26 protein-coding genes and 1 pseudogene are annotated in these 26,737 nt (G+C 71.8%); 20 read left to right on the forward strand and 7 right to left on the reverse strand.

The window, feature by feature from the left end; translation table 11 throughout:
- The first annotated feature begins 74 nt into the window (after nt 1–74).
- A complete protein-coding gene (locus tag ACFYX0_RS33100) occupies nt 75–1,040 on the forward strand; it encodes a DMT family transporter (RefSeq protein WP_388975878.1) in 966 nt (321 codons plus the stop codon).
- On the opposite strand, the pseudogene ACFYX0_RS33105 reads toward ACFYX0_RS33100, so the two are convergent.
- Together ACFYX0_RS33105 and ACFYX0_RS33110 are read right to left on the reverse strand one after the other, a co-directional pair.
- Nucleotides 943–1,818 (reverse strand): annotated as a pseudogene (locus ACFYX0_RS33105) (LysR family transcriptional regulator); the annotation flags it as partial. The gene ACFYX0_RS33100 and the pseudogene ACFYX0_RS33105 overlap by 98 nt on opposite strands.
- Nucleotides 1,819–1,836: 18 nt before the next feature.
- Nucleotides 1,837–2,229, reverse strand: a complete 393-nt coding sequence (locus ACFYX0_RS33110) for a PLD nuclease N-terminal domain-containing protein (protein WP_355908618.1) — start codon at nt 2,227–2,229, stop codon at nt 1,837–1,839.
- Nucleotides 2,230–2,317: 88 nt separating this feature from the next.
- On the opposite strand from ACFYX0_RS33110, the gene ACFYX0_RS33115 reads away from it, so the two are divergent.
- From ACFYX0_RS33115 to ACFYX0_RS33155, 9 genes are all read left to right on the forward strand, one after another.
- A complete protein-coding gene (locus ACFYX0_RS33115; RefSeq protein ID WP_388975880.1) occupies nt 2,318–3,775 on the forward strand; it encodes a menaquinone biosynthesis decarboxylase in 1,458 nt (485 codons plus the stop codon).
- Complete coding sequence (mqnP, locus tag ACFYX0_RS33120; protein ID WP_388975882.1) at nt 3,772–4,674, forward strand: menaquinone biosynthesis prenyltransferase MqnP; 903 nt, start codon at nt 3,772–3,774, stop codon at nt 4,672–4,674. The genes ACFYX0_RS33115 and mqnP overlap by 4 nt, the downstream gene beginning before the upstream one ends.
- 46 nt (nt 4,675–4,720) lie before the next feature.
- The gene (locus tag ACFYX0_RS33125; RefSeq protein ID WP_388975884.1) at nt 4,721–5,293 is read left to right on the forward strand and encodes a Uma2 family endonuclease; all 573 of its coding nucleotides are present in this window, start codon (nt 4,721–4,723) and stop codon (nt 5,291–5,293) included.
- A 75-nt stretch (nt 5,294–5,368) separates the two neighbouring features.
- Nucleotides 5,369–6,052 carry a UbiX family flavin prenyltransferase gene (locus ACFYX0_RS33130; protein ID WP_355908606.1) on the forward strand — a complete coding sequence of 228 codons (684 nt, stop codon included), beginning with the start codon at nt 5,369–5,371 and terminating at the stop codon, nt 6,050–6,052.
- A gap of 151 nt (nt 6,053–6,203) precedes the next feature.
- Complete coding sequence (locus ACFYX0_RS33135; protein WP_355908603.1) at nt 6,204–6,659, forward strand: Lrp/AsnC family transcriptional regulator; 456 nt, start codon at nt 6,204–6,206, stop codon at nt 6,657–6,659.
- 168 nt (nt 6,660–6,827) lie between these two features.
- Complete coding sequence (gene mqnE / locus ACFYX0_RS33140) at nt 6,828–7,991, forward strand: aminofutalosine synthase MqnE (protein ID WP_355908600.1); 1,164 nt, start codon at nt 6,828–6,830, stop codon at nt 7,989–7,991.
- Between the two features lie 130 nt (nt 7,992–8,121).
- Entirely contained in the window at nt 8,122–8,646 is a 525-nt protein-coding gene (locus ACFYX0_RS33145; RefSeq protein ID WP_388975887.1) for a GNAT family N-acetyltransferase, read from the forward strand.
- A 99-nt stretch (nt 8,647–8,745) separates the two neighbouring features.
- Nucleotides 8,746–9,045, forward strand: coding sequence for a DUF4229 domain-containing protein (locus ACFYX0_RS33150; RefSeq protein ID WP_388975890.1), 300 nt, complete (start codon nt 8,746–8,748; stop codon nt 9,043–9,045).
- A 94-nt stretch (nt 9,046–9,139) separates the two neighbouring features.
- A complete protein-coding gene (locus ACFYX0_RS33155) occupies nt 9,140–9,826 on the forward strand; it encodes a TetR/AcrR family transcriptional regulator (protein WP_388975893.1) in 687 nt (228 codons plus the stop codon).
- On the opposite strand, the gene ACFYX0_RS33160 is transcribed toward ACFYX0_RS33155, so the two are convergent.
- The 3 genes from ACFYX0_RS33160 to ACFYX0_RS33170 all read right to left on the reverse strand — a co-directional run bounded on the left by ACFYX0_RS33160 (nt 9,823) and on the right by ACFYX0_RS33170 (nt 13,252).
- Nucleotides 9,823–10,887, reverse strand: coding sequence for a YihY/virulence factor BrkB family protein (locus ACFYX0_RS33160; protein WP_388975896.1), 1,065 nt, complete (start codon nt 10,885–10,887; stop codon nt 9,823–9,825). The genes ACFYX0_RS33155 and ACFYX0_RS33160 overlap by 4 nt on opposite strands.
- Nucleotides 10,888–11,104: 217 nt before the next feature.
- A complete protein-coding gene (locus ACFYX0_RS33165) occupies nt 11,105–11,944 on the reverse strand; it encodes a MaoC family dehydratase (RefSeq protein WP_388975899.1) in 840 nt (279 codons plus the stop codon).
- Nucleotides 11,945–11,947: 3 nt separating this feature from the next.
- On the reverse strand, nt 11,948–13,252 hold the full coding sequence (locus tag ACFYX0_RS33170) for a 3-oxoacyl-ACP reductase (RefSeq protein WP_388975902.1): 1,305 nt from the start codon (nt 13,250–13,252) through the stop codon (nt 11,948–11,950).
- Nucleotides 13,253–13,338: 86 nt separating this feature from the next.
- Here ACFYX0_RS33170 and ACFYX0_RS33175 point away from each other — a divergent pair, with 86 nt between their 5' ends.
- The 4 genes from ACFYX0_RS33175 (at nt 13,339) to ACFYX0_RS33190 (ending at nt 19,289) form a co-directional block, all read left to right on the forward strand.
- Nucleotides 13,339–14,628: an acetyl-CoA C-acetyltransferase gene (locus ACFYX0_RS33175; RefSeq protein WP_388975903.1), complete on the forward strand. Its 1,290-nt coding sequence runs from the start codon at nt 13,339–13,341 to the stop codon at nt 14,626–14,628.
- A 217-nt stretch (nt 14,629–14,845) separates the two neighbouring features.
- Entirely contained in the window at nt 14,846–16,783 is a 1,938-nt protein-coding gene (locus ACFYX0_RS33180) for an AMP-dependent synthetase/ligase (RefSeq protein WP_388975906.1), read from the forward strand.
- A 162-nt stretch (nt 16,784–16,945) separates the two neighbouring features.
- A complete protein-coding gene (locus tag ACFYX0_RS33185; RefSeq protein WP_388975909.1) occupies nt 16,946–17,968 on the forward strand; it encodes a DUF1259 domain-containing protein in 1,023 nt (340 codons plus the stop codon).
- 115 nt (nt 17,969–18,083) lie between these two features.
- On the forward strand, nt 18,084–19,289 hold the full coding sequence (locus ACFYX0_RS33190) for a cytochrome P450 (RefSeq protein ID WP_388975910.1): 1,206 nt from the start codon (nt 18,084–18,086) through the stop codon (nt 19,287–19,289).
- Nucleotides 19,290–19,311: 22 nt separating this feature from the next.
- Here ACFYX0_RS33190 and ACFYX0_RS33195 read toward each other — a convergent pair whose 3' ends face one another.
- Nucleotides 19,312–19,866 carry a response regulator transcription factor gene (locus tag ACFYX0_RS33195; protein ID WP_388975913.1) on the reverse strand — a complete coding sequence of 185 codons (555 nt, stop codon included), beginning with the start codon at nt 19,864–19,866 and terminating at the stop codon, nt 19,312–19,314.
- Here ACFYX0_RS33195 and ACFYX0_RS33200 point away from each other — a divergent pair, their 5' ends adjacent.
- Nucleotides 19,867–20,493: a hypothetical protein gene (locus ACFYX0_RS33200; RefSeq protein ID WP_388975916.1), complete on the forward strand. Its 627-nt coding sequence runs from the start codon at nt 19,867–19,869 to the stop codon at nt 20,491–20,493.
- Nucleotides 20,494–20,820: 327 nt separating this feature from the next.
- On the opposite strand, the gene ACFYX0_RS33205 is transcribed toward ACFYX0_RS33200, so the two are convergent.
- On the reverse strand, nt 20,821–21,024 hold the full coding sequence (locus ACFYX0_RS33205) for a cold-shock protein (protein ID WP_043442843.1): 204 nt from the start codon (nt 21,022–21,024) through the stop codon (nt 20,821–20,823).
- Between the two features lie 354 nt (nt 21,025–21,378).
- Between ACFYX0_RS33205 and ACFYX0_RS33210 the strand changes: the two genes are divergently transcribed.
- The 5 genes from ACFYX0_RS33210 (at nt 21,379) to ACFYX0_RS33230 (ending at nt 26,735) form a co-directional block, all read left to right on the forward strand.
- On the forward strand, nt 21,379–22,227 hold the full coding sequence (locus tag ACFYX0_RS33210) for a menaquinone biosynthetic enzyme MqnA/MqnD family protein (RefSeq protein ID WP_388975919.1): 849 nt from the start codon (nt 21,379–21,381) through the stop codon (nt 22,225–22,227).
- Nucleotides 22,228–22,287: 60 nt separating this feature from the next.
- Nucleotides 22,288–24,027, forward strand: a complete 1,740-nt coding sequence (locus tag ACFYX0_RS33215) for a serine/threonine-protein kinase (RefSeq protein WP_388975921.1) — start codon at nt 22,288–22,290, stop codon at nt 24,025–24,027.
- A 39-nt stretch (nt 24,028–24,066) separates the two neighbouring features.
- Entirely contained in the window at nt 24,067–24,792 is a 726-nt protein-coding gene (locus tag ACFYX0_RS33220) for a prepilin peptidase (RefSeq protein ID WP_388975923.1), read from the forward strand.
- 70 nt (nt 24,793–24,862) lie between these two features.
- Nucleotides 24,863–26,077: a cyclic dehypoxanthinyl futalosine synthase gene (mqnC, locus tag ACFYX0_RS33225; protein WP_355908551.1), complete on the forward strand. Its 1,215-nt coding sequence runs from the start codon at nt 24,863–24,865 to the stop codon at nt 26,075–26,077.
- 7 nt (nt 26,078–26,084) lie between these two features.
- A complete protein-coding gene (locus ACFYX0_RS33230) occupies nt 26,085–26,735 on the forward strand; it encodes a hypothetical protein (RefSeq protein ID WP_388975926.1) in 651 nt (216 codons plus the stop codon).
- The last annotated feature ends 2 nt before the right edge of the window (nt 26,736–26,737 follow it).

The following is a 26,737-nucleotide window of genomic DNA, read 5'->3' on the forward strand; positions in this document are numbered from 1 at the left end:
GCCGATGGGCCCATCGGGAGGACGCCCCAGCGGCGCGTGGACCGGTCGTGCGGCCCGCTCGTAGCGTCCTGGGCATGACCCCTGAGAACAAGGGCACGGCCCAGCTGACGACCGCGATGGTGCTCTCCGGCACCCTCGGTGTCTTCGTCGTCGAGTCGGGCGCCTCGCCTTTCGACGTCGTCTTCTTCCGCGTGCTGTTCGGCGCCCTCGCCCTCGGCACCTATGTCGTCGCCCGCGGCTGGCTGCGCGGCCACGGCTTCACCCCGCGCACCCTGGGACTGGCCGTCCTCGGCGGTGTGTTCATCGTCTTCAACTGGGTCCTGCTGTTCGAGGCGTACCGGAACACGTCCATCTCCGTGGCCACGGTCGTCTACCACACCCAGCCGTTCTACGTGGTCCTGCTGGGCGCCCTGCTGTTCCGCGAGCGGCTCACCGCCGCGAAGGTCGGCTGGGTGGCCGTCGCCTTCGCCGGGCTGATCCTCGTCTCGGGCGTCACGCCCCGCGACCTCGCGAACGGCGGCTCGTACCTCCTGGGCGTGGGCCAGGCCCTCCTCGCCGCGCTGCTGTACGGGCTGTCGACCCTGGTCACCAAGCGCATCACCGGCGTACGGCCCCACCTCATCGCGCTGGTGCAGGTCCTCGTCGGCATCCCGCTGCTCCTGCCCTTCGCCGACTTCGGCGCGATGGGCGGTGTGGGCGTGGACTGGGGCTGGCTGGTCGGGCTGGGCGTCATCCACACCGGTCTGATGTACGTCCTCATGTACGCCGCCTACGCCGAGCTGCCGACCGCGAAGATCGCCGTACTGGCCTTCGTCTACCCGGCGGTCGCGATGGTCGTGGACTGGGCGGTGTACGGCCACCACATCGGACTCGTCCAGGCCCTCGGCGTCCCGCTGATCGTCCTGGCGAGCCTGCGCGTCACCCTTGCCTCGGCTCCTCGGCCTCCTCGGCCACGAGCCGGCGCGCCTGATCCACGAACAGCCGGGCATGCGCCGGAAGCCGCTTCCCGGCCCGCCACGCCAGCTGCGTGCGAAGCGTGAACGGCGGCTCCCACGGCAGACGTACGAGAGAGCCCTCCGCGAGTTCGGCGGCGACCGTCACCTCGGGCAGCAGCGAGATCCCGAGACCGGCCGCCGCCGCGCGTTTGGTGGCCTCGATGGTGCCGAACTCCCTGAAGTCCACGGGCGCGAGAGCGCCGAGTTCCCGCTCGAACAAGTCCCGGTAGGCGCAGCCGGGTTCGGTCGCCAGCAGGGGCTGCCCCACGAGATCGGCCGTCGTGACCGGCCCCAGGGCCAGGGGATGTCCGGGCGCCGCCACCAGGGCCAGCGGCTCCTCGGCCAGCACCACCGTCTCCAGCCCGGCGTGCCCGGTCTCCTCCTCCATCAGGAAGCCCAGGTCGTACGTCCCCAGCCGCAGCGCCTGCCGGGTCTCGTCACCGATGGTGGTCCGCAGCGACAGCCTCACCCTGGGGTAGCGGTGGTGGAACAACTCCAGCAGCGGGGGCAGCCGGTACGAGGTCAGCGACTCCATGGTGCCGACGGTGAGGGCGCCGGCCGGCTCCTCCGCACCGGTCACCGCCGCCCGCGCCTCCTCGCTCAACTCGATGATCTGCCGCGCGTAGGGCAGCAGCCGCTCGCCGGCCTCGGTCAGCCGGATGCGGCCGCCGAGCCGGTCGAAGAGCTCCGTGCCGAGCGAGGACTCCAGCGCGCGGACCTGACCGGTCACGCTGGACTGCGCGTAGGCCAGTTCCGTCGCGGCCCGGGTGAAGCTGAGGAGGGTGGCGACCTTCTCGAAGGTGACGAGCAGCCGGAGTTCCATCGGACGGTCCCGGTTCGCTCAGTCCTTGGGGTCCTCGCCGCGTTCCCGGCGGCGCAGCTCCTCCTCGCGGCGGCGCAGATCGGCCTCCCAGTCCTTCAACAGCGCCTCGTCCTTCTTGGTCTCTTCCTTCAGCGACTTGAGGAACTCGGGATTGTCGTCGGGCGCGACCCAGTCCATACGGTGGTTGCGGTGCCACTCGGAGGGGGTGGAGCCGTTCGCCGGGGCCTGGCGCACCTTGCCCGCCACGAGCCAGGCGATCGGTCCGACCAGCACCTCGCCGAAGAGCAGGATGATGATGACCCACACCACCTTGGGCAGCCCCCGGACCTGCTCCTCGGGGGTGTTCAGGCAGTCGATGAAGGCGTATATCCACAGCGCCAGGACCAGCAGGTAGGGCAGATACCTGAACATGGTGGTGGGATCCCCCAGGAGACGACGGCGGGGCGTGGGACGGCCCCGGTGACGGGGTCAGGTTAGCCGGTACCGGATACTGGACCGCATGGCTTACGACGATCTTCGGACCCTGCTCCGGGCGCTGGAACGCGAGGGCGACCTCAAGCGCATCAAAGCCGAGGTCGACCCCTGTCTGGAGGTCGGGGAGATCGTCGACCGGGTGCAGAAGTCGGGCGGACCCGCGCTGCTCTTCGAGAACGTGCGCGGGTCGCGCATGCCGCTCGCCATGAACGTGTTCGGCACCGACCGCCGTCTGCTGAAGGCGCTCGGCCTGAAGTCCTACGGCGAGATCTCCGAGAAGATCGGCGGCCTGCTCCGCCCCGAGCTGCCGCACGGGTTCGTCGGCATCCGCGAGGCCTTCGGGAAGCTCGGCGCGATGGCCCATGTGCCGCCGAAGAAGGTCAAGGCGGACAGCGCTCCGGTGCAGGAGGTCGTGCTGCACGGCGACGACGTCGACCTCGACGGCCTCCCGGCCCTGTTCACCTGGCCCCAGGACGGCGGCTCCTTCTTCAACCTCGGGCTCACCCACACCAAGGACCCCGAGACCGGGATCCGCAACCTCGGGCTGTACCGCCTCCAGCGCCACGACAAGCGCACCATCGGCATGCACTGGCAGATCCACAAGGACAGCCGCAACCACTACCAGGTGGCGGCCCGGCGCGGCGAACGGCTGCCGGTCGCCATCGCCTTCGGATGCCCGCCCGCAGTGACGTACGCCTCGACCGCGCCGCTGCCCGGTGACATCGACGAGTACCTCTTCGCCGGGTTCATCGCGGGCCGGCGGATCGAGATGGTCGACTGCAAGACGGTCCCGCTCCAGGTGCCCGCCAACGCCGAGGTCGTCCTGGAGGGCTGGCTGGAGCCCGGCGAGATGCTCCCCGAGGGGCCGTTCGGCGACCACACCGGCTTCTACACGCCGCAGGAGCCCTTCCCGGCCCTGAGGATCGACTGCGTCACCATGCGCAAGCGCCCGCTGCTCCAGTCGATCGTCGTGGGCCGTCCCCCGACGGAGGACGGTCCGCTGGGCCGGGCCACCGAGCGCTTCTTCCTGCCGCTGCTCAAGATCATCGTGCCGGACATCGTGGACTACCACCTGCCCGAGGCGGGCGGCTTCCACAACTGTGCGATCGTGTCGATCGACAAGAAGTACCCCAAGCACGCCCAGAAGGTGATGCACGCCGTCTGGGGCGCGCACATGATGTCGCTGACGAAGCTGATCGTGGTGGTCGACTCCGACTGCGATGTGCACGATCTGCACGAGGTCGCCTGGCGCGCCCTCGGCAACACGGACTACGCCCGCGACCTCACCGTCGTCGAGGGTCCCGTCGACCATCTCGACCACGCCTCCTACCAGCAGTTCTGGGGCGGCAAGGCGGGCATCGACGCAACGCGGAAGTGGCCCGAGGAGGGCTACACGAGGGACGGCGGCTGGCCCGAGATGGTCCTGTCGGACCCGGATACGGCGGCGAAGGTGACCCGCCGCTGGAAGGAGTACGGCCTGTGAGCAGCGCCTCCGCCGCGATCCCGCAGCCGGGACGCACCAAGGCGTTTCTGCGCCTGGTCATGATCGAGCACTCGGTCTTCGCCCTGCCCTTCGCGTACATCGCCTCGCTGACCGCGATGTACCAGTGGGACCGGAACATCCACTGGGGACGGCTGCTGCTGGTCACCGTCTGCATGGTGGGTCTGCGTACGTTCGCCATGGCGGTCAACCGGATCATCGACCGGGAGATCGACGCCCGGAACCCGCGCACGGCGCACCGGGAGCTGGTGACCGGAGCGATGTCGGTCCGCCATGCCTGGACCGGCGCCCTGATCGCCCTGGTGATCTTCCTGGGCGCGGCGGCCCTGCTGAACCCCCTCTGCCTGGCCCTGGCCCCCATCGCGGTGATCCCGATGGTGGTGTACCCGTACGGCAAGAGGTTCACGAACTTCCCGCAGGCCATCCTGGGCCTCGCCCAGGCCATGGGCCCGATCGGCGGCTGGCTGGCGATCAGTGGCAGGTGGGACTGGGACGGGGTGATCCTCGGTCTCGCGGTCGGCGTCTGGATCGGCGGCTTCGACCTGATCTACGCCTGCCAGGACGTGGAGACGGACCGTGAGATCGGGGTCATGTCGGTGCCGGCCCGCTTCGGCATCCCGGCGGCGATCCGGGCGGCCCGGGCCTGCCACGCGATCGTGACGGCGCTGTTCGTCTGGTACGCGGTCGTCACCGGCGCGGGCTTCTTCTTCTGGTTCGGCCTGGCGATCGTGGCGGGTGCCTTCGTCTACGAGCACTCGATCGTGCGGCCCCACGACCTGAGCCGCCTCAACCGGGCGTTCTTCAGCGTCAACGGGTTCATCGGGATTGCCCTGTTCGTGTGTGCGCTGCTCGATCTTCTGGTTCGGGGTCTGAGCGTCTGAGCACGGTGCGGCCTACCATCGAGGGCAGGAACCCAGGGAGGCCACCGTGACCGTCTCGGGCATCGACCGCCTGCACTCGCAGCTCAGCAAGCTGGAGGACATGTTCCCCGGCTATGTGACGGAAATTGTCGAGGGCAGCATCGTGATGAACCCGGTCAGGCCTTTCCACGGGAAGACGATCCAGAGGGTGTGGGCACTCCTCGAGGACCAGTTGCCGTCGGCGTGGGCCCTGGTGAGCGATGTGGCGTTCCCGTTCGACGACGCCAACGAGTTCTGCCCGGACATCGCGGTCATCCCGGTCGAGGCGGAGGCCGAGAACCGCAGCGCGTACCCGGCCGACCTGATCGAGTTCGTGGCCGAGGTGGTCTCTCCGGAGAGCGTGCGCCGCGACTACGAGGTCAAGCCCCGCTGGTACGCCTCCCGGGGCATCGCCAACTACCTGGTCCTCGACCCGCTCAAGGGCCATGTCGTCACGATGTGGAACCCCGCGTCCGACGGCTACCGCGGTCGCGACACCATCCCGTACGGCCCCGACCTGACCGTCGACTCCCCGCTGGGCAAGCTGACGCTCGCGACCCGCCGTCTGCCGGTGGACCCGAAGGCGCGCGCCAGCTCCTGACCCCGGCCCCGGTCGGGGCCCCGAGCCGGGACCTTGGCCGGTCGGTCGTGTGCGACGCCGGATAGGCTCGGGGGCGTGAACCCAGTCAAGCCAGGAGAGACGGCGCGTACGCCTTGGATCGTGGGGGTTTCGGGTGCTTCGGGCACCCCCTACGCCGCTGCCGTGCTGCGCGGACTCCTCGACGCGGGCGAGAGCGTCGATCTCGTGGTCAGCCGGGCCTCCCGGCTCACGCTGCTCGACGAGACGGGCCTGCCGTTCCGGGACGCCCACTGGCAGGACGATCTGCGGGCCTGGCTGTCCCGCGGCGCCGACGGAAAGCCCGGGACCTTCGACGTGGACATCACGGGGGTACGGCACTGGAGTGCCGGGGACCTGGCCGCCGGGCCGTCCTCGGGCTCCTATCCGGCCAAGGGGATGCTGATCGTGCCGGCCTCGACGGCGTGCGTGGCGGGGGTCGCGCTCGGGCTGTCGAAGGACCTGCTGCAGCGGGCGGCGAGCGTGACCCTCAAGGAGGGCCGTCCGCTGGCCGTCGCCGTACGGGAGACCCCGCTGAACGGTCAGACGCTGCGTCACCTGGTGACGCTGGACGACGCGGGCGCGGTCGTGGTGCCCGCCTCGCCCGCCTTCTACGCCGGGGCCACGCACATCCAGGACCTGGTGGACTTCGTGGCCGGGCGGGTGCTCGACACGGTGGGCGTGGAGCACGGGCTCTACCGCCGCTGGAAGGGCGAACTGGGCGGGGGAAGCCGTACGACGTGAGAGCCGGCCGAGCGCCTCACGGGGCAGGCCACGGCGGCCCGCGACACCTTCAGGACCTCTTCGCACCTCTGCAACAGATCTCTTCGGACCCTCTGCAACAGATCTCTCCAGATCTCTGCATCAGACCTCTTCAGTGGAAGGCTTCGATCGCATGGACGCGGTGGACAGGCAGCTCATCCAGGCCCTGAGGGAGAACGGCCGGGCCTCCTACGCGGAGCTGGGACGTCTTGTCGGCCTGTCCGGGCCCAGCGTCACCGACCGCATCAACCGGCTCGAGGCGGCCGGGGTCATCACCGGTTACCGTGCCACCGTCGATGCGGCCTCCCTCGGACTCGGGGTCACCGCCCTCATCGGCATCTCGCTCTCCGACGCCGCGGACCACGAGGACGTGGCGCACCGGCTGAAGGACCTTCAGGAGATCGAGGACTGCTGGTTCATCGCCGGCGACGACTCCTTCATGCTCAAGGTGCGCGCGAACGACGTGGACGGTCTGGAGAAGACCATCCGCCGGCTGTCCGGCACCAAGGGCGTCTCCCGTACGCGGACCACGATCGTGCTGTCCACCAAGTGGGAGAACCGGGTGGGGGAGCTTCCGGAGACGCGCTAGTGCCCCGGCGGGCAACGTTTGCCCGCGACGGGGCGAACGTTGCCTGTTGGGGCACTAGACGCAGGTGCCGTACGAGGGCCGCCCGGTGGAGGTGCCGGGTGGGGCGCGGGCCGTTCGCGCGGCGGAGGTACGGTGGGGTCGGTTTTGTCCAGAGGGAGAGGCAGAAGCATGGATGTCGGGCTCAAGCGCGAGCTGGAGGACAAGGTCCGGGCCGGTGAGCGGCTGACCCGCGAGGACGGCATCGCGCTGTACGAGTCGGACGACCTGGCCTGGCTCGGCGGCCTCGCGCACGAGGTGCGGACCCGTAAGAACGGCGACGTGGTCCACTTCAACGTCAACCGTCACCTCAACATGACCAACGTGTGCACCGCGTCCTGCGCGTACTGCTCGTTCCAGCGCAAGCCGGGCGAGAAGGACGCGTACACGATGCGCATCGAGGAGGCGGTCAAGCTCGCCAAGGCGATGGAGTCGGACAACCTCACCGAGCTGCACATCGTCAACGGGCTGCACCCGAACCTGCCGTGGCGTTACTACCCGCGGTCGCTGCGCGAGCTGAAGGCCGCCCTGCCGAACGTCTCGCTGAAGGCGTTCACCGCGACGGAGATCCACCACTTCGAGACCATCTCCGGCCTGAGCGCGTCCGAGATCCTGGACGAGCTGATCGACGCGGGTCTGGAGTCGCTCACCGGCGGCGGCGCCGAGATCTTCGACTGGGAGGTCCGGCAGCACATCGTCGACCACCGGACCCACTGGGAGGACTGGTCGCGCATCCACCGCCTGGCGCACGAGAAGGGTCTGAAGACCCCGTGCACCATGCTGTACGGCCACATCGAGGAGCCGCGCCACCGCGTCGACCATGTGCTGCGGCTGCGTGAGCTGCAGGACGAGACGGGCGGCTTCCAGGTCTTCATCCCGCTGCGCTACCAGCACGACTTCGTGGACATGCAGGACGGCAAGGTCCGCAACCGCCTCCAGGCGCGCACCCAGATGGCGACGGGCGCGGAGGCGCTGAAGACCTTCGCGGTCTCCCGGCTGCTCTTCGACAACGTCCCGCACGTCAAGGTCTTCTGGGTCATGCACGGTGTGCAGACGGCGCAGCTGGCCCTCCAGCACGGCGCGGACGACATGGACGGCTCGGTCGTCGAGTACAAGATCACGCACGACGCGGACAACTACGGCACGCCGAACAAGCTGACCCGCGAGGACCTGCTCGACCTGATCCGGGACGCGGGCTTCCGCCCGGTGGAGCGGAACACGCGGTACGAGATCATCCGCGAGTACGACGGTCCCGACGCGGCCCGCCGTGACGCGCCCCAGCCGATGCGGTTCTGACCCTTGACCCATGTTGTCGAGCAGGCCCCGGTACCCGCCGGGGCCTGCTCGTCTGTGGAGGCCGGGGGTCCTGAGTGAGGGGCGCCACACTTGCTTGAGCCCGCAACCAGGTAATGGATAGCCTCGCCGCATGCCCCTTACGTTCGTCCTCGATCCGCCCATGACGCCCGCCCTGCGCGACGGCGTCCTCGAACTGTGGACGGACGTGTCCAACGCCGGCGGGGCCGTCGGGTTCGTGCCGCCCGTCACCCGGGAGACGGTACGGCCGGAACTGCTGAGGCATCTGACGGCGATGAGCGAGGGGCGCACCCGGCTGCTCGTCGGCCACGACGAGCAGGGGCGGGTGGCCGCGAGCACGTTCCTCACCCTCAACACCCACCGGCTGATGACGCACTGGCTGTGGCTCTACACGGTGATGGTGCACCCGCGCCACCAGGGCAAGGGCTACGGCCGCGATCTGCTGGCGGCCGCCGCGGACTCGGCCCGCGGTATCGAGGGCATCGAGGCGATAAGGCTCACCTGCCGCGGCGGCCTCGGCCTGGAGCACTTCTACGGCTCCTGCGGCTACAAGGAGGTCGGCCGGGTGCCCGGAGCGATACGGGTGGCGCCCGGGGACGACCGCGACGACATCACGATGCTGCTGCCGCTGGGATGACGGGACGGCCCGCACCCCGGTGCAAGATCGGGGGCCGCGCGTGCTTCACTGGACGGTGACCAACAGGGAGATTCCCACCGAACGGAAGAGTGGATTGAGATGCTCCGCTACACGCTGATGCGCCTCGGTATCTTCGCGGGCTGCCTCGTGGTCGTCTGGGGCCTCGTCTACTCGGGTCTCGCCCCGCGCGGCCTCGGTGCCTCCAACGGCCTGTGGATGGTGATGCTCGCCCTGCTGATCTCGGCGCCGCTCAGCTTCGTGCTGCTCCGCGGGGAGCGTGACCGTGCCTCGGTGCAGGTGGTGCGCAGGGTCGACCGCATGAAGGCCAACATCGACGCGAACCGCGCCCAGGAGGACGCCGCCGACGACACGGCGCGGGTGCAGGGCCAGGCCTCCTAGCAGACCGCCGGTCCGGCCCAGGGTGCGCTCGTCGGGACGGTGAGCCGCCGCCGAGTGCGCAACCGGCGTTGTCGGGGCGCCTTACGCTACGGCTATGGGTTCCGTGAAGACCAAGCGGATGCCGCGGGCCGTGCGCGAGCAGCAGATGCTGGACGCCGCCGTGCGGATCTTCGGCCGGCGTGGCTACACGGCCGCGTCGATGGATGAGATCGCGGAACTGGCGGGCGTCTCCAAGCCGTTGGTGTACCTGTATCTGAACTCCAAGGAAGATCTCTTCACCGCCTGCATCCGCCGCGAGGCCGCCGCGCTCACGGCGGCCGTCCGCTCCGGCGTCCGGCCGGGTCTGCCCGCCGACCGCCAACTCTGGGAGGGGCTGTGCGCGTTCTTCACGCACACCGCGCGGAACCCGGAGGGCTGGACGGTGCTGCACCTCCAGGCTCGCACGCACGGTGAGCCCTTCGCGGCCGAGGTCGACGCGATGCGCGAGGGGATCGTCGCGTTCGTGACACAGCTGATCGACGTCGCCGCGCGCGAGGCCCGCCCGCAGGCCCTCGGCTGCGCCCGCCCGGGGAGGCACCCCCAGGACCCCGGGCTGCCCGAGCGTGAGACGGCCGGGCTCGCCGAGGCCCTCGTCGGCGCGGCGGAGTCCCTCGCGGCATGGGCGAACGCCACCCCCGGCGTCTCCGCCCGGCAGGCCGCCGCGACCCTCATGAACTTCGCCTGGGCGGGCCTCGGCAACCTCATGGAGGGCCGCCCCTGGTCGCCGCCGGACCACGACTAGCCGCCCTCGGGTGGCGGGTGGCCGTCCTTCGGGTCGCCGTCGGACGGCGGGTGGCTCTCCGGTGTGCCGCCGTCGAAGGGTGGGGGCGGGGGATGGTCGAAGTGGACCGTGATCTTCTCGAAGCCCTTGAAGGACTCCGTGGCCGCGTAGGACCGGTAGGCGCGCAGATCGCCCGGGCTGAGATGCACCCGGTCGGTGAAGGGGCTCAGCAGGCTGCGGGGCCACAGATGCAGGCACCGCACCGCGCAGATCTCCGCGGTGGTGAGATACACGAACGCGCCGAGATAGAGCCAGGCGATCAGGCCCAGCACGATCCCGAACAGCCCGTACGTCGCAGTGGCGCCCTTCAGGACGTGGCCGACGTAGTACGAGCCGCCCCACTGGAGCACCTGCCAGGCACAGGCACCGCCGAGGGCCGGGCCGTACATCAGGCGCACCGGCAGCCGGCGGCGCGCCAGGATGCGGTAGCTGAGCATCAGCAGTCCGGCGTTGAGCACGACGGCGGTGGCCGCGGCGGCCAGGCGCAGGCCGACGGCCAGCCGGGTGCCGAACACGCTGGCCTGGGACTCCCCGGCGGACAGCGCCGTGGTGACCAGCAGCCCGAGCGCGAGCAGCGACAGGAACTTCAGGCCCTTCAGCCGTGAGCGGAAGGGATCGGGGCGGGCGTGCCGGGGCACCGCGAAGATCTTGTTCAGGGCGAGCTGGGCGGCCTGAGCGATGCCCAGGGCGCCGTAGAGACTGCCCACCACACCCACGCCGAGAGCGAAGCCGTTTCCGTGGAAGGAGTGGATGTTGTGCCCGAGCTGGTCGCCGATCACCGGGAACTCGCCCAGTGCCGAGTTCAGCACCGCATGCTGGAGCTGAGGGTTGCCGCTGAGCAGGGTACCCAGCAGGGCGACGAGGAAGAGCAGTAGCGGGAACAGGGACACAAAGCCGTAGTACGTCAGCAGCGCGGTCAGATAGGCGGCCTGGTCGTCGAAGAACTTGTAGGCCACGGCCAAAGAAAATCCCGTCCAGCGATGCCGGCGCTGGTAACCGTCCAGGCGGGCCAGCACACCCATGTTCCCCCCGGTACCCCTCCGGGCCGGACCCATGCGGATTCCGGGCCGTGCCGACGGGGGGCTCCGCCGGGATTCCGCACGGGCTCCGACCGGTATTCCGGCCGGTGATTCCCCGGGGATTTCCGAGGGGAACCGAGGGGTCCGCCGGACTTCCGCTTGGGCCGGGAAGGCGTCCGCCCGGAACTCCCGGCCGGAGCGCACCTCCTGCGGCGGACGCTCACTCCCGCAGCCGCCGTATCTCGCCGCTGAGGTGGAGCCGGTCCCCGCCGCGCAGGGCGAAGCGTCCGTCATCCGCCGCGTAGGTCACGGTGCCCGGCAGCAGGATGGGCGCCCGGAACTCGGTGCGCAGGTGCACGGCGGTGCCGGCGGGCTGTTCGGCGAGGCACCGGGCGACCGTCCACATGCCGTGCGCGATGGCCCGTGGGAAACCGAACAGGCGGGCGGTGAGGGGGTGCAGATGGATGGGGTTGCTGTCCCCGGAGACGGCCGCGTAGCGCCGCCCCACGTCGTCGGCGAGACGCCATTCGGCGAGGGCGGGCAGCGGGGGGTGTCCGGACGGCGGGGGCGCCTCGGCCGGGGCGGCGGAGGTGCGGTGCCGGGCCAGGTACGTGCTGGCCGACTCCCACAGCAGCCGTTCCCCCCGGTGGGCCTCGGTAACGACGACGGCCTCGGTGCCGCGCCGATGCGGCGCGAGCTCTCGCACCCGTACACCGATGTCGTACTCCCCGTCCGGGGCGAGCGGCTCGTGCTGGGTGATCTCGACGGACGTGTGCACGAGCCCGAGCAGGGGCAGCGGGAACGCCCGGCTCGCCATGATCCGCATGGCGAGCGGAAACCCGAGGACATGGGGATAGGTGACGGGCAGCGCGTCGATCCCGGTCGGGAAGCCGCAGACCCGCTCGTAGGCGGCGAGCAGGTCCGCGTCGATCCGCACCCCGGGCCGCACGAGCCGGGCCCGGGGGAAGGGGGCGTCGGGCCGGGGGCGCTTGAAGGGGGAGAGGAGGGCGCCCCGGGCCAGCAGCGGGGCCAGCGCGGGGGAGCCGGTGCGGGCGGTCATGGTCTACGCCCCCAGCAGGCTCTGGCCGCAGACCCGTACGACCTGCCCGTTCACCGCTCCGGAGCCCGGGTGGGCCAGCCAGGCCGTCGTCTCGGCCACGTCCACCGGCAGTCCGCCCTGCCCCAGCGAGTTCATCCGCCGCCCCGCCTCCCGTATGGCGAAGGGAATCGTGGCCGTCATCCTGGTCTCGATGAATCCGGGGGCCACGGCGTTCACCGTCACCCCGTGCTCCGCGAGCGCCCGCGGGGCCAGCGACCGTACGAGCCCGATCACGCCCGCCTTGCTCGTCGCGTAGTTCGTCTGCCCCGCGTTCCCGGCGATCCCGGCGATCGACGCGGTGGCCACGATCCGACCCCCGGTCCGCAGCACCTTCCGGGCCAGCAGGGCGTCCGTCGTGCGCAGCACGCTCGCGAGGTTCACGTCGAGCACCGGACTCCACCGGTCCGCCGCCATGTTCGCCAGCCTGCGGTCCCGGGTGATGCCCGCGTTGTGGACGAGGACGTCCAGCCCGTCGGGGAGCGCGTCGGCGATCCGCGCGCCCGCGTCCGCCGCCGCGATGTCGAGCGTCAGCGCGCTTCCGCCGAGCCGCTCGGCCACCCGCCCCACCTCCGCCGCTGCGGCCGGCACGTCCAGGCACACCACCCCTGCCCCGTCCCGCGCCAGCACCTCCGCGACCGCCTCGCCGATCCCGCGCGCGGCCCCGGTCACCAGCGCGGTCCGCCCGGCGAGCGGCCGTGCCTCGTCCTCGGGCGCGGCGACGGGCCCCTCACCCACCTCAACGACCTGCCCGCTCACATACGCGGAACTCGGCGACAGCAGGAACCGCAGCGTCGACTCGGCGGCCTCCGCGTCGGTCAGCCGCAGCAGGGTCACGGTCCGCCCCCGCCCGATCTCCTTGCCGAGGGAGCGGGTGAACCCCTCCAGGCCCTGCTGCACCGCCGCCTGGTGGTGGTCGGCCCCGTCGAGCGGCGCGCCCAGCACCACCACGCGCCCGCCGGCGGCGACCGAGCGCACGACCGGGTGCAGCGCGGCGTGCACCTCGGCCAGCGCCTCGACCTCCCGTACGCCGGTGGCGTCGAGCACCACCGCGCCGGGATGGCCGTCGTCCCCGCCGGCCGGTCCGGTCCGGGCCAGCACCGGGGCGAGGTCCAGTGCGGACGTGCCCGCGGTCAGATGCAGCAACGGCCCGTCCAGGGAGGGGTGTTCGGCCGACCAGCGATGCAGCGTCACGGGCTGGGGCAGACCGAGTCGCCGGGTGAGGAACCGGCCCGGGGCGGTCCCCGTGAAGCGCAGATAGCGGTCGGTCATCGTCAGGCTCCCAGCTCGCTCGACTGCTTACTCTGAAGTAAGGTTACCGGGGGTAAGACTATGCCCCGGGTGAGGAGCGAGTCGAGATGAGCGGTTCCCTCAGGATCGGTGAGGTGCGGAGAGTCGCCGTGGTCGACGGCAGCCGCATCCCCTTCGCCCGCTCCGACGGGCCCTACGCCACGGCCGGCAACCAGGAGATGCTGACCGCCGTGGTCGACGCTCTCGTGCGACGCCATGGGCTCCAAGGGCCGGGCGCCGTCGGCGAACTGGTCGCCGGGGCGGTGCTCAAGCACAGCCGCGACTTCAACCTCGCCCGGGAGACCGTGCTGGGCTCCGCGCTGGACGCCCGGACTCCCGCCTACGACATCCAGCAGGCCTGTGGCACCGGTCTGCAGGCCGTGATCGCCGCCGCCAACAAGATCGCGCTCGGGCAGACCGAGTCCGCGATCGCGGGCGGCGCGGACACCGCGAGCGATGTGCCCCTCGGGGTGAACGACACCCTGCGCCGGATCCTGCTCCGGGCCCGCCGGGCGAAGTCGCCCGCCGCCCGGCTGAAGGCCCTGGCCGGGATCCGCCCCGGCCATCTGGTCCCCGACGTCCCGCGCAACGCCGAGCCGCGCACCGGCCTGTCCATGGGCGAGCACGCCGCCGTCACCGCCCGCGCGTGGGGCATCACCCGCGAGGCGCAGGACGACCTGGCGGCGACGAGCCACCGGCGGCTGGCGGCGGCGTACGACCGGGGCCTCCTGCGGGAGTCGGTGGTCCCCTTCCGCGGCCTCGACCGCGACCAGAACCTCCGCCCCGACTCCACGCCGGAGAAACTCGCCCGCCTCAAGCCGGTGTTCGGCACCGACAGGCCCGATCCGACCATGACCGCGGGGAATTCGACCCCGCTCACGGACGGCGCCGCCGTCGTCCTGCTCGCGAGCGAGGAGTGGACCGGGGCGCGGAGGCTGGAGCCGCTCGCGTATCTGACGGCGTACGAGACCGCGGCCGTCGACTTCGCCGACGGGGACGTCGCAGGCGGCGAGGACGGGCTGCTGATGGCGCCCGCGTACGCGGTCCCGCGCATGCTGGAGCGGGCGGGGCTCGGCATCGGCGACTTCGACCTCGTCGAGATCCACGAGGCCTTCGCCTCCCAGGTGCTGGCGACACTCGCCGCCTGGGAGCGGCGCGGGCTCGCCCCGGTGGACCGCGCCCGGCTGAACGTCGCCGGATCCTCCCTCGCCACCGGCCACCCCTTCGCCGCCACGGGCGCCCGGATCGTGGCGACACTCGCGAGGCTGCTGGCCGAGCGGAACGCCCCGGGCCGCGGCCTGATCTCGGTCTGCGCGGCCGGGGGACAGGGGGTGACGGCGATCCTCGAACGCCCCTGACCGGCACCGCACGAACGCCGGACCGACGCGGGGCAACCCGCACACCCCCGCCTCCGGACCATCCCCGAACCCGCACAGACTCCCCACGTGCGCCCCGTACGATCCGGGTCCTGACCGGCGGTAACAGTGAGCCGCGCCGCCGTTGAACATCTCGGTGCGTACGGCGCGTACCCCATGCAGCGAAGCAGTGCACCGCTGCAGGTCCCAGGAGCTGCCCATGCCCATCTCGTACTCGTCCGCTCCCGTTCCCGCCGCCCCGGTCGACCTCGACCACGACGGCGGCCCGGTTCTCGTGGAGCCGGAGACCCGGCGGCTGAACGGTGAGGTGCGGGAGGCGTATGTGCCCCCGCTGGTGCCGCAGGTGACCCACGGCTCGCTCGCCGACCTGCCGTTCGAGAACGCGGCCGAGGCGCCCGAGCACCGGGCCCTCAGCCGCCGCGACGCGGACGGCGGCTGGACGGATGTGACGGCGGCTCAGTTCGCAGACCAGGTCCTGGCCGTGGCGAAGGGGCTGATCTCCGAGGGGCTGAAGCCGGGCGACCGTATCGCCGTCATGGCGCGTACGACGTACGAGTGGACGCTTCTCGACTTCGCGGCCTGGGCGGCGGGCCTGGTGACGGTCCCCGTCTACCCCACCTCCTCCGTCTTCCAGACCCGCTGGATCCTCCAGGACGCGGGCGTCGCGGCCCTGGTGACGGAGACGGTCGCCCAGGCGGCGGCCCTCGGCCCCGAACGCCCCCACATGCCCGACCTGCGCCGGGTGTGGGTGATGGAGAAGGGGCACGTCGAGAGCCTGGCGCAGGTGGGGCAGTCGGTCCCCGACCAGGAGATCTCCGTACGCCGGGGCGTGCTGGGCCCGGACACCCTGGCCACCCTCGTCTACACCTCGGGCACGACGGGCCGCCCCAAGGGCTGCGCGCTGACCCACGGAAACTTCCTCGCCGAGGTCGACAACGCCACCGAACTCCTCCACCCGATCTTCAGCGCGAAGAGCAGCGACGAGCCGTCCACGCTGCTGTTCCTGCCCCTGTCGCACGTCTTCGGCCGGATGGTGGCGGTCGCGTGCGTCCGCGCCCGGGTACGGCTCGGCCACGCACCGAGCCTCCAGGCGGAGGACCTGCTCGCCGACCTGGCGAGCTTCCGGCCGACGTTCCTGCTGGTCATCCCGTACATGCTGGAGAAGGTCTACAACAACGCCCGGGCCTCCGCCGAACGCGCCGGCCGGGCGACGCTGTTCGACCGCGCCGCGGACGTGGCCCGCCGCTACGGCGAGGCGACGGAGGCCCGCCAGCACCGCACCGGCTCCGGCCCGGGCCGCGCCCTGAAGACGGCCCGGGCCTTCTACGACCCCCTCGTCTACCGCCGTATCCGCAACGCCCTGGGCGGCAGGGTCCGCCATGTCATCTCCGGCGGCTCCCCGCTCGGCCAGCGCCTCGCCGCCTTCTACTCGGGTGCCGGCATAGGGATCTACGAGGGGTACGGCCTGACGGAGACGACCGGTGCCGCCACCGTGACCCCGCCGCTCAAACCCCGGCTGGGCACGGTCGGCTGGCCGCTGCCCGGCACGCGGGTGCGCATCGCGGCCGACGGCGAGGTGCTGCTGTCCGGCGGCCAGGTCTTCCGCGGCTACTGGGACCCGCAGGCGGGCGGGGTGGTCCCGGCCGGCCCCGACGGCTGGTTCCCCACCGGTGACATCGGCCGTCTGGACGACGAGGGCTACCTCACGATCACCGGCAGGAAGAAGGAGATCCTGATCACCGCGGGCGGCAAGAACGTGGCCCCGGCCCCGCTGGAGAACTGGCTGCGCTCCCACCCCCTGATCTCCCAGTGCCTGGTCCTCGGCGACGGCCGCCCCTACGTCAGCGCCCTGATCACCCTCGACCCGGAGGGCATCACCCACTGGCGCCAGATGATCGGCAAGCATCCGGTGCCGCCGGAACTCCTGGTCGACGACGAGGAGTTGTACGTGGTCCTGCAACGCGCGGTGGACGAGGCCAACCAGCTGGTCTCCCGCCCCGAGTCGATCCGCCGCTTCGCGGTCCTCCCCGTGGACTTCACACAGGAGGCCGGCCATCTGACCCCGTCGCTGAAACTCCGCCGCGAGGCGATCCTGCGGGACTTCACACGGGAGGTGGAGGGGCTGTACACGCCGTAGGCCCCGGCGCGGCGACGGCGCCTGGCGCCGACGCGTGTGTGCGGTGTCGTCGGCCGCACCACCCGCTTCACCGACGGGTGATTGGGCCACCTGGCCCAGGGCGGCGGCGGTGCTGGCCGGTGTGGAGGACCCTGCGTGCTTCCATCCCGTCAGGAGGCGCACATGATGGCTGAGCACCGACCGCAGGACGCCCGACCCGAGACCGGCACCGTCACGTCACGGCGACGGATGGTGGCCGCGGCCGCTGTGACACCGTTGCTGGCCGTGGCGCCGGCCGACGCCCGCGCCTGGTCCGCCGAGGCGACGAGGGGACGGGTCCGGGAGCCGGTCCGTCCCGTGTCCACCGCGCTGTCGGACTGGAAGGCCGTCGCGGACGCGCTCGGCCGGCCCGGCGACATGAAGCGGAACGTGATGTACCACACGGGTTTCGCCCGCCGGGACCTCGCTGTCCTCTCCCATGGGGTCCACGTCAAGCCCGCGCTCGCCCTGGCGTCGCACATGGCGTTCGTCCGCTACGCCGACGGCGGCACGATGGTGATGGGCGACATGGTGGTCACCGAGACCGAACTCCAGGGGTTCGCCGACGTCCTGCACCGGCGGGGCATCGAGCAGACCGCGCTTCACAAACATCTGCTCGCCCAGCGCCCGGACGTCTGGTGGGTGCACATCCACGCCCACGGCCACGACCCGGTGGCCCTCGCCCGGGGCCTGCGCGCGGCGCTCGACCGCACCGGCACCCCGCCCCCGGCCCGCCCCTCGTCTCCCCTCCGGCCGCGCCCCCTCGACCTGGACACCGCCGGCATCGACGCCGCGCTGGGCGTCAGGGGCAGCGTCGACGACGGGATCTACAAGAGCCTCTTCGTCCGCCGGGAGACCGTCACCGACGGCGACCGGGTGCTGCCACCGGGCCTGGGCTCCACCACCGCGATCAACTGGCAGCCGCTGGGCGGCGGTCGGGTCGCCGTCAGCGGCGACTGCTGCCTGGTCGCCGGGGAGGTGCAGGACGTCCTCGCGGCTCTGCGGAGGGCCGGGGCCGAACTCGTAGAACTGCACAACCACGGCCTCAGGGACGAACCCCGTCTGTTCTTCGTCCACTTCTGGGCCGTCGGCGACGCCGTGAAGCTCGCCCGGGGCCTGCGCGCCGCGGTGGCCGCCACCGACGTCAGGCCGGTGACGGAGGCCTGACCGGCCCACGGACCGACGGGCCCGGGAACCGACAGGCCCGAGGAATCACGGGGCTCGCGAAGCACGGATGGCAGGCGCACGGAACACGAAGGCCGCTCGAAACGGAGACCGCACGATGACCGCAGGCAACGAACCCCTCCTGTGCCCGTTCGACTTCAGCGAGGGCCTGGAGTTCGATCCCTCGCTCGCGAAGCTCATGGGCCGCGACTCCCTCACCCGGATCCGGCTGCCGTACGGCGAAGGCGACGCCTGGCTGGTCACCGGGTTCGAGGGGGTGCGGCAGGTGACCAGCGACCAGCGGTTCAGCCGGGCGGCGATCATCGGCACCGACTACCCGCGGCTGACGCCGGAGCCCATCGTCTCCCCGGAGTCCATCAACGTGATGGACCCGCCGCACAGCAGCCGGCTGCGCCACCTCGCCTCCCAGGCCTTCTCCCAACGGCAGGTGGAGCGGATGCGGGAGCGCATCACGCTACTCGCGGACACCCTGCTCGACGAGATGGAGGCCCAGGGGCCGCCGGTGGACCTGGTCGAGCATCTGTCGAACCCGCTGCCCCGGCGCACCATCTTCGACGTCCTCGGCATCCCCGAGGCGGACTGGGACCGGATGCAGGAGTACGTCCACCAGCTGCTCGCCACCGGCCCGGACAGCCGGGAGCAGGCCGCGGCCGCCAAGGCGGAGCTGCGGGCGTACTTCGGCGAACAGGTCGAACAGCGCCGGCGGGCCCCCGGCCCCGACCTGATCAGCGCGCTGGCCGCCGCGCGGGAGGGCGAGGACGCGCTCGACGACCAGGAACTCGCGGTCATGGCGCTGACGCTGGTGCTCAGCGGCCAGGACACGGCGACCTGCCAGATCAGCGACATCGTCTATCTGCTGCTGACCCGCCCCGCGCTGATGCAGCGGCTCCGCGACCGGCCGGAGACCCTGACGGCCACGCTGCACGAGATCCTGCGCTACATCCCGTTCCGCAAGGGGGTCGGCATTCCGCGGGTGGCGCTGGAGGACGTGGAGATCGACGGGGTACGGATCCGGGCGGGCGACTACGTCCATGTGTCGTACCTGACCGCGAACCGTGACCCGGGGCGCTACCCCGACCCGGACCTCATCGACCCCGAGCGGCCCACCCTGCCCCATATGACCTTCGGCTGGGGCGGCCACCGGTGCATCGCCGTACCGATGGCCATGGCGGAACTGGAAGTGGCCATCGGCCGGCTCCTGGACCGCTTCCCCGAACTGCGGCTCGCGGTACCGCCGGGGGAGATCCGCTGGGACACGGAGACGATCCGCCGCTTCCCGCTGGAGCTGCCGGTGGAGTGGTAGCGGCTCACCCGGCCGGGACGGTTCAGTCGAGCAGGCCCGCCGCCGTCAGCAGACGGGTCAGGTCCGTTCGGGAGCGGACCTGGAGCTTGCGGTAGATACGGGTGAGGTGCGCTTCCACCGTCTTGCGGGAGACGAAGAGCGACGCCGCCGCCTCCACGTTGTTCAGGCCCCGGGCCACCGCCCGGGACACCTGGAACTCCTGGGGCGTCAGCAGGGAGAGCGCGTCGGCCGTCGACGGGCGGTCGGCCGTCACGATGCCGCCCGTCGCCGCCAGTTCACCCGCCGCCCGCCGCGCCCAGGGCTCGGCGCCCAGCCGCTGGAAGCAGGCCAGGGCCGCCGTCAGGGGTGCGCGGGCGGCGGCCGGGCGGCGGTGGTGGCGCAGCACCTCCGCCGCGCACAGCTGGGTGCGGGCGAGGTCGAAGGGGCCCGTGGTGCGGCCGTGGGCGTCCAGCGCGCGGACGAAGTGCGCCTCCGCCTCCTCGGGCGTGGCCGCCAGCAGTCCCCGGCAGCGGGCGGCGGCCGCCTCCGCCGACGCGAGGCCCGTCCGCCGGGCCAGTTCCTCCAGCCAGGCGGTCACGTGGGCGGCCCGTGTGACCTGCCGCTGTTGAACGCGGGGGTGATCCTGCGGCTGCGGGACGGGGGCGGGCGAGGCGGTGACGTCACGGCCAGGCTGAGACCGTGCCGGCGGTCCTGGATAGGCGACCGGTGGCTGGACTTCCGGGCGCAGGGACCGGACTCCTTCGGTCTGACGGGGGACTGGTCGGGGGAGCACCGGACGCTGTCGGCGTCGTTCACGACCGACTGCGGCAGTGCTGCGGTGGCGGCCGTGGCGTCCGGTGCGCAGCAGCCGCTGTGGGCCCTGTCGGAGCGGCAGCGGGCGTTCCTGGCCGACTGCGCGGACGTGGTGGTGGCCGCCGGGCCGCTGGACGTGCTCGGGCCGGTGCACTCCGTGCGCTGGGAGGGCGTACGCCTGGACCATCACGAAGTGACCCTGGAGAGCTGGACCCTGGACGGTCCGCGGCCCCTGCGCCGGCTGGAGGTCTCCGAGCGGGTGCCGCCCCAGGGCGCGGAGGTCGTCCAGGCGTCCCTGACGGCCCTCCTGCGCAGACAGGGCCTGGACCCCGCCCAGGGCAGGGGCCCGAGGACCCGGGACGTCCTGGAGGCCCTGACGCACGGCGCCCGCCCGCCGCAGCGGATCTTCTAGCGCTGTGGCCGGTCGCAGCACTAGACACCTACGGGCCTTCCACACCTTCGGGCGCCCTCGCGTGTCTTTCGCTCGCGGTGCGGGAGCGCCGGGTGATCCGTGGCGGGACCTCGGCGCCGGTGGGGTTTATGTGCGCCTGGCGGGGAACCGGTGGGAAACCGGCGGGAAAAGGTCTGTGCAAAAAAGCAGGAGCCCCCTGCGCCGGATGGCGCGTGGGGCTCCTTGGGTACTGCTGTCCGTTCCGGATCAAAGCATCGGACTCGATGGGCCGGAAGGCCGGTGAGCCGAAGGCCTGGAACCGAAGACCGAAAACTCCGGGTCAGCGACTCAGATGGCCGTGACGTTCTCCGCCTGCGGACCCTTCGGGCCCTGGGTCACGTCGAAGCTCACCTGCTGGTTCTCCTCGAGCGAGCGGAAACCGTTCGCGTTGATCGCGGAGTAGTGGACGAAGACGTCGGGGCCGCCGCCTTCCTGGGCGATGAAACCAAAGCCCTTTTCGGCGTTGAACCACTTCACGGTTCCGGTAGCCATAAGCCCTCCTTGGGCCCAAAGGGTTGCCCTGCTCCAGAACCTGCAAGTGTGAAAACTGAAGCGCCGCACAACTGCATGTCTCTGAAAACGACGAGAGCCCGCGGTCACATGCTCCGCAGGCTCTGTACTGCAAGGAAACCAAACTGCAACTTGCGGCGAGCCTAGCACGCGGGCAGCCGAAAGCAATAGAGGCCAAGATCACTTCACCCGAATGTTTGAACGGGTGTGAGTTGAACTGACGACACAGTGTCGCATAGTGGACGTAGAGGTTGACATCAGTGGTCCGGAAGGTATGCAAGGTGACTTCTGGACCCGGAAGCCAGCACCGTATCGCACGAGGTCTAGTCTCGCGATGTGGACAATTCTCGCACCAGGCCGCGCGTCGGCCACATCCAGTTCCTGAACTGCCTGCCCCTGTACTGGGGGCTCGCGAGAACCGGAACGCTCCTGGACATGGAGCTGACCAAGGACACCCCCGAGAAGCTCAGTGAGCAGCTGGTGCGGGGCGATCTCGACATCGGCCCCATCACCCTCGTCGAGTTCCTCAAGAACGCCGACGACCTGGTGGCCCTGCCCGACATCGCGGTCGGCTGCGACGGCCCCGTGATGTCCTGCGTGATCGTCTCCCAGGTCCCGCTGGAGCAGCTCGACGGCGCCCGTGTCGCCCTCGGCTCCACCTCCCGGACCTCCGTGCGCCTGGCCCAGCTGCTGCTCTCCGAGCGGTACGGGGTCACGCCGGACTACTACACGTGCCCGCCCGACCTCAGCCTGATGATGCAGGAGGCGCAGGCCGCGGTCCTCATCGGCGACGCCGCCCTGCGCGCCAACCTCCACGAGGGCCCCCGCTACGGCCTCGCCGTGCACGACCTCGGCACGCTGTGGAAGGAGTGGACGGGCCTGCCGTTCGTCTTCGCGGTGTGGGCCGCCCGCCGGGACTACCTGGAGCGCGAGCCGGAGGTCACCCACCGGGTGCACAAGGAGTTCCTGGCCTCGCGCGACGTGTCCCTGGAGGAGGTCGCCAAGGTCGCCGAGCAGGCGGCCCGCTGGGAGGCCTTCGACGCGACCGTGCTGGAGAAGTACTTCACGACGCTCGACTTCCGCTTCGGCGGCCCGCAGTTGGCGGCGGTCACCGAGTTCGCCCGGCGGGTCGGGCCGACCACGGGCTTCCCCGCGGACGTGAAGGTGGAGCTCCTGGGCTCCTAGCAGCGGGCCCCAGGGGCGGCACTACCCTGCTGGGAAGTCGTACGGGGGAGGAGTGGCGCCATGGAGCCACTGGAGGCCGGTGCACCCACCACGATGGGGCCCTACCGGCTGCTCGGCAGACTCGGCTCGGGCGGGATGGGCCGGGTCTACCTCGGGCGCAGCGCGGGCGGACGCACGGTCGCGGTCAAGATCGTGCATCCGCACTTCGCGCTGGACGAGGAGTTCCGTGCCCGCTTCCGCCGCGAGGTGGAGGCCGCGCGGCGGGTCGGCGGCGCCTGGACCGCGCCCGTGCTGGACGCGGACCCCGAGGCGCCGGTGCCGTGGGTCGCGACCGGGTACGCGGCGGGGCCGTCCCTGACCGCCGCGGTGACGGACGGCGGCGCGCTGCCCCCGCATTCCGTACGGGCGCTGGGCGCGGGTCTCGCGGAGGCGCTGGCGGCGGTGCACGGACTGGGCCTCGTGCACCGGGACGTGAAGCCGTCCAACGTCCTGCTCACCCTCGACGGACCCCTCCTGATCGACTTCGGCATCGCGCGGGCCACGGACGGCACGGCGTCGCTGACCTCCACGGGCGTCTCCGTCGGTTCGCCCGGCTACATGTCCCCCGAGCAGATCCTCGGCAAGGGCGTCACCGGCGCGGCGGACGTCTTCTCCCTGGGCGCGGTGCTGGCGTACGCGGCGACCGGGGAGCCCCCGTTCCCCGGCGACTCCTCGGCGGCGCTGCTGTACAAGGTCGTCCACGAGGAACCGGAGCTCGGCGCCCTGGACGGTGAGGTGCGGGAGCTGGTGGCCGGCTGCCTGGCCAAGGACCCGGCGGCGCGCCCCGCGCCGGAGGACGTGGCCCGGCGCCTCGCCCCGGAGGGCGCGTCCCGCCTGGTGAGCGGCGGCTGGCTGCCCGGCCCGCTGGTGGAACAGGTCAGCCGTCAGGCCGTACAGCTGCTGAACCTGGAGGCCTCGGGGGCACATCCGGCGCGGACACCCCCCTCGGGGCCGGTGGGATTCACCAAGACGTCGGTGAACGACTCGCCCGGGACGCCTGCGGACGCGGGCGCGATTACCGACGCAGGCGCCGCCTCCGCGCGCCGTCCCGCTCCGGCGCACGAAGTCCCGCTGCCCGCCGGGGTCTTCGGCCCTCCGCCCGCCATGAGCGTCCCTCCCTCCCCGCGCCCCGAGGCGCAGACCCAGGACGCCGTGACCGTCCCCGGGGGCCCCGGAAAGCTCTCCGTGAGCGTCGCCGCGACCTCCACCCCCACTCCCGGCGGTCGTGGCCGCCGCGTGAGCTGCACGGTCGCGCTGGCGGTGGCCGGGGCGCTGGCCGTGGCGACGCTCGGTTCGCACTTCGTCTTCCGGCTGCTCGACGGCGGCCGCTCCGGCGACAACACCGCCGGTGGAGCCCCCACGTCCCCGTCGGCCACGGGCAGCGCGTCCGCCCCGGCGAGCGGGAACGCCGCCGTGCCCGCCTTCTATCTCGGCACCTGGGAGGGCGACGCCCTCGCGCTCGGCGGCGCGCTGCCCGCGGGCAAGTTCCGGTTGACCATCGGCCAGGCGGCCGTCGGCGGGCGGATCGGCACCTTCCGGTCCACCGACCAGATCGGCGGCGTCTGCGACGACGTGCTGATCCTGAAGCAGGCCACGGCCGGGCAGCTCGTCGCCACGAGCGTCGCCGAGGAGTCCAACCCGTCGCAGTGCACGACCGGAAGTCACGAGGTCCGGCTGACCCCCACCGGCTCGGACCTCAGGTACGAGACGGACAACGCGGAGGCCGGGAACCCGACAGCAGTCCTGCAAAAGGTCAAGTAGCCCTCCTGCCGGGCCACTCGGAGCTCTTACCCTGTGCCCGTGGATCTGGACCTCTGGGTGGCCCTCGGGGCCGCGGTGTGGGGCGTGGGCGTCGGGCTGCTGGTGCCCCGGGCCGCGTACCGGCTCTGCGTCGAGCCCGAACAGCCATGGCGGGACCGGTGTCCCGAGGGGCACCCGATCGACGGGTGGCTCGGCCGGGCCCGGTGTCCCGACGGGCAAGCGTACGGCCCCGGGACCGTCCTGGTGTGCGTGGCCACCGCCCTGGTGTGCGCCGCCCTCGCCCTGGCCACCGGCACCCGCCCCGAGGTGGCCGTCTGGCTGCTGCTCGCCCCCGTCGGCGTTCTGCTGGCGATCGTGGACTTCCGGGTGCAGCGGCTGCCGGACGTGCTCACCCTGCCGCTCGCGGCCGCCGCCCTGGTCCTGCTCGCCCCGGCCGCGGCCCTGCCGGGGCACGCGGGGCACTGGCGCACCGCGCTGTTCGGCGCCCTCGTCCTGGGCGGCGCGTACTACGTGCTCTTCCTCGTCAACTCGAAGGGCATGGGCTTCGGCGACGTCAAACTCGCCCTCGGGCTCGGCGCGGTGCTCGGCTGGTACGGCTGGTCGGCCGTGGTCCTCGGCACCTTCACCGGATTCCTCCTCGGCGGGCTGTACGGACTCGCGCTCGTGCTGGCGCGCCGCGCCGGGCGGCGGACCACGATCCCCTTCGGGCCGTTCCTCATCGCCGGCGCCCTGGTGGGGCTGCTGACCGGCGCGGGTGCAGCCTGACGTCGGCGCGGTGAAACCCCTGGCGTAGGCTGGTCCGGTCTGTCCACAACCCTTACGAAAGGGACGCCCGGTGACCGAGAAGGCCGACCTCACGCCCATTGATGTCACAGCCGTCCTCGACCGTGCCGCAGCCGGTGGGCGGATCACCCCCGAAGAGGCGCTCCTCCTGTACCGGGACGCCCCGCTGCACGCGCTGGGCGCCGCCGCCGACGCCGTACGCCGCCGCAAGTACGCCGGTGTCGAGCACATCGCGACGTACATCATCGAGCGCAACATCAACTACACGAACGTCTGCGTGACGGCGTGCAAGTTCTGCGCCTTCTACGCGGCCCCGAAGGACACCGCCAAGGGCTGGACCCGCGACCTCGACGACATCCTGCGCCGGTGCGCGGAGACCGTCGAACTCGGCGGCACCCAGATCATGTTCCAGGGCGGCCACCACCCGGACTACGGCGTCGAGTACTACGAGAAGCACTTCCGCGCCATCAAGGAAGCCTTCCCGCAGCTGGTCATCCACAGCCTGGGGGCGTCCGAGGTCGAGCACATGGCGCGGATCTCGGGCGTCTCGGTGGAAGAGGCCATCACGCGCATCCACACCGCCGGGCTCGACTCCTTCGCCGGCGCCGGCGCCGAACTCCTGCCCGAGCGGCCCCGCAAGGCGATCGCGCCTCTCAAAGAGAGCGGCGAGCGCTGGCTGGAGATCATGGAGGCCGCGCACAACCTCGGCGTGGAGTCCACGTCCACCATGCTCATGGGCACCGGCGAGACCAACGCCGAGCGCATCGAGCACCTGCGGATGATCCGTGAGGTACAGGACCGCACGGGCGGTTTCCGGGCCTTCATCCCCTACACCTACCAGCCCGAGAACAACCATCTGAAGGGTCGCACCCAGGCGACCATCTTCGAGTACCTGCGGATGATCGCGATCGCCCGCCTCTTCCTGGACAACGTCCGGCACATCCAGGGCTCGTGGCTGACCACCGGCAAGGAGGTCGGCCAGCTGTCGCTGCACTACGGCGCGGACGACCTCGGCTCGATCATGCTGGAGGAGAACGTCGTCTCCTCGGCCGGTGCCAAGCACCGCTCCAACCGCCAGGAGATCATCGACCTGATCCGGAAGGCCGGCCGGGTCCCGGCGCAGCGCGCGACGACGTACGAGCACCTGGTCGTCCATGACGACCCGGCGAACGACCCGGTCGACGAGCGGGTCGCGTCCCACATCTCGTCGACGGCGATCGAGGGCGGCACGGCCCACCCCGAGCTGAAGCTGCTCGCCTCCAACTAGGTCGCGCATGCTGACGATCCACACCGCCGGTCTCCTGGTCACCGGGGACCGGCGGCCCGCCCTGCCCGACGGCGCGGTGCTCGTCGACGGCCGGGCGTGCGCGGCCATGGGCCCCTACGAGGAACTGGCGGCGGCACACCCGACTGCCCGGGTCCGGCGCTGGCCGGGGCTCCTGACCCCGGGTCTGCTGAACCCGTACGGGCCCGAACTGCTGGAGCAGGCCTACCATCCGGATCCCCGCGAGGCCGACGAGCTGGGCACCCGGCCGATCGTGGGCGAGGCCCTCGCGGAACTGGCGCTGAGCGACACCCGCCGGGGCGCGAGCGCACGGCGGGGAGTGCAGCGGATGCTGGCGCACGGCACGGTCGCCGTGGCCGGAACCCTGACGAGGCCCGCCGTGGTGGACGCCGTGTACCGAGCGGGGCTGACGCAGGAGGAGCGTTTCGAGCGTCCCGAGAGCCCGCCGTCCCTCGACCCGCTGGCCGGGCGCAGCCTGGCGGAGGCGATGCTGCTGCCGCTTCCGCCGCACGGCGCCGACGGCTGGGACGCGACGTTCGCCGTCTTCGACGTCCCCGACGAGGCCGCCCTCACCGAGCGCGGGGCCGGGACATGTGTGGCGACGGTCGTCGCCGGGCGGCTCGTGCACCGGCGCCGCTGACG

This window comes from Streptomyces sp. NPDC002573 (assembly GCF_042889625.1).
GTDB lineage: Bacteria > Actinomycetota > Actinomycetes > Streptomycetales > Streptomycetaceae > Streptomyces > Streptomyces gibsoniae.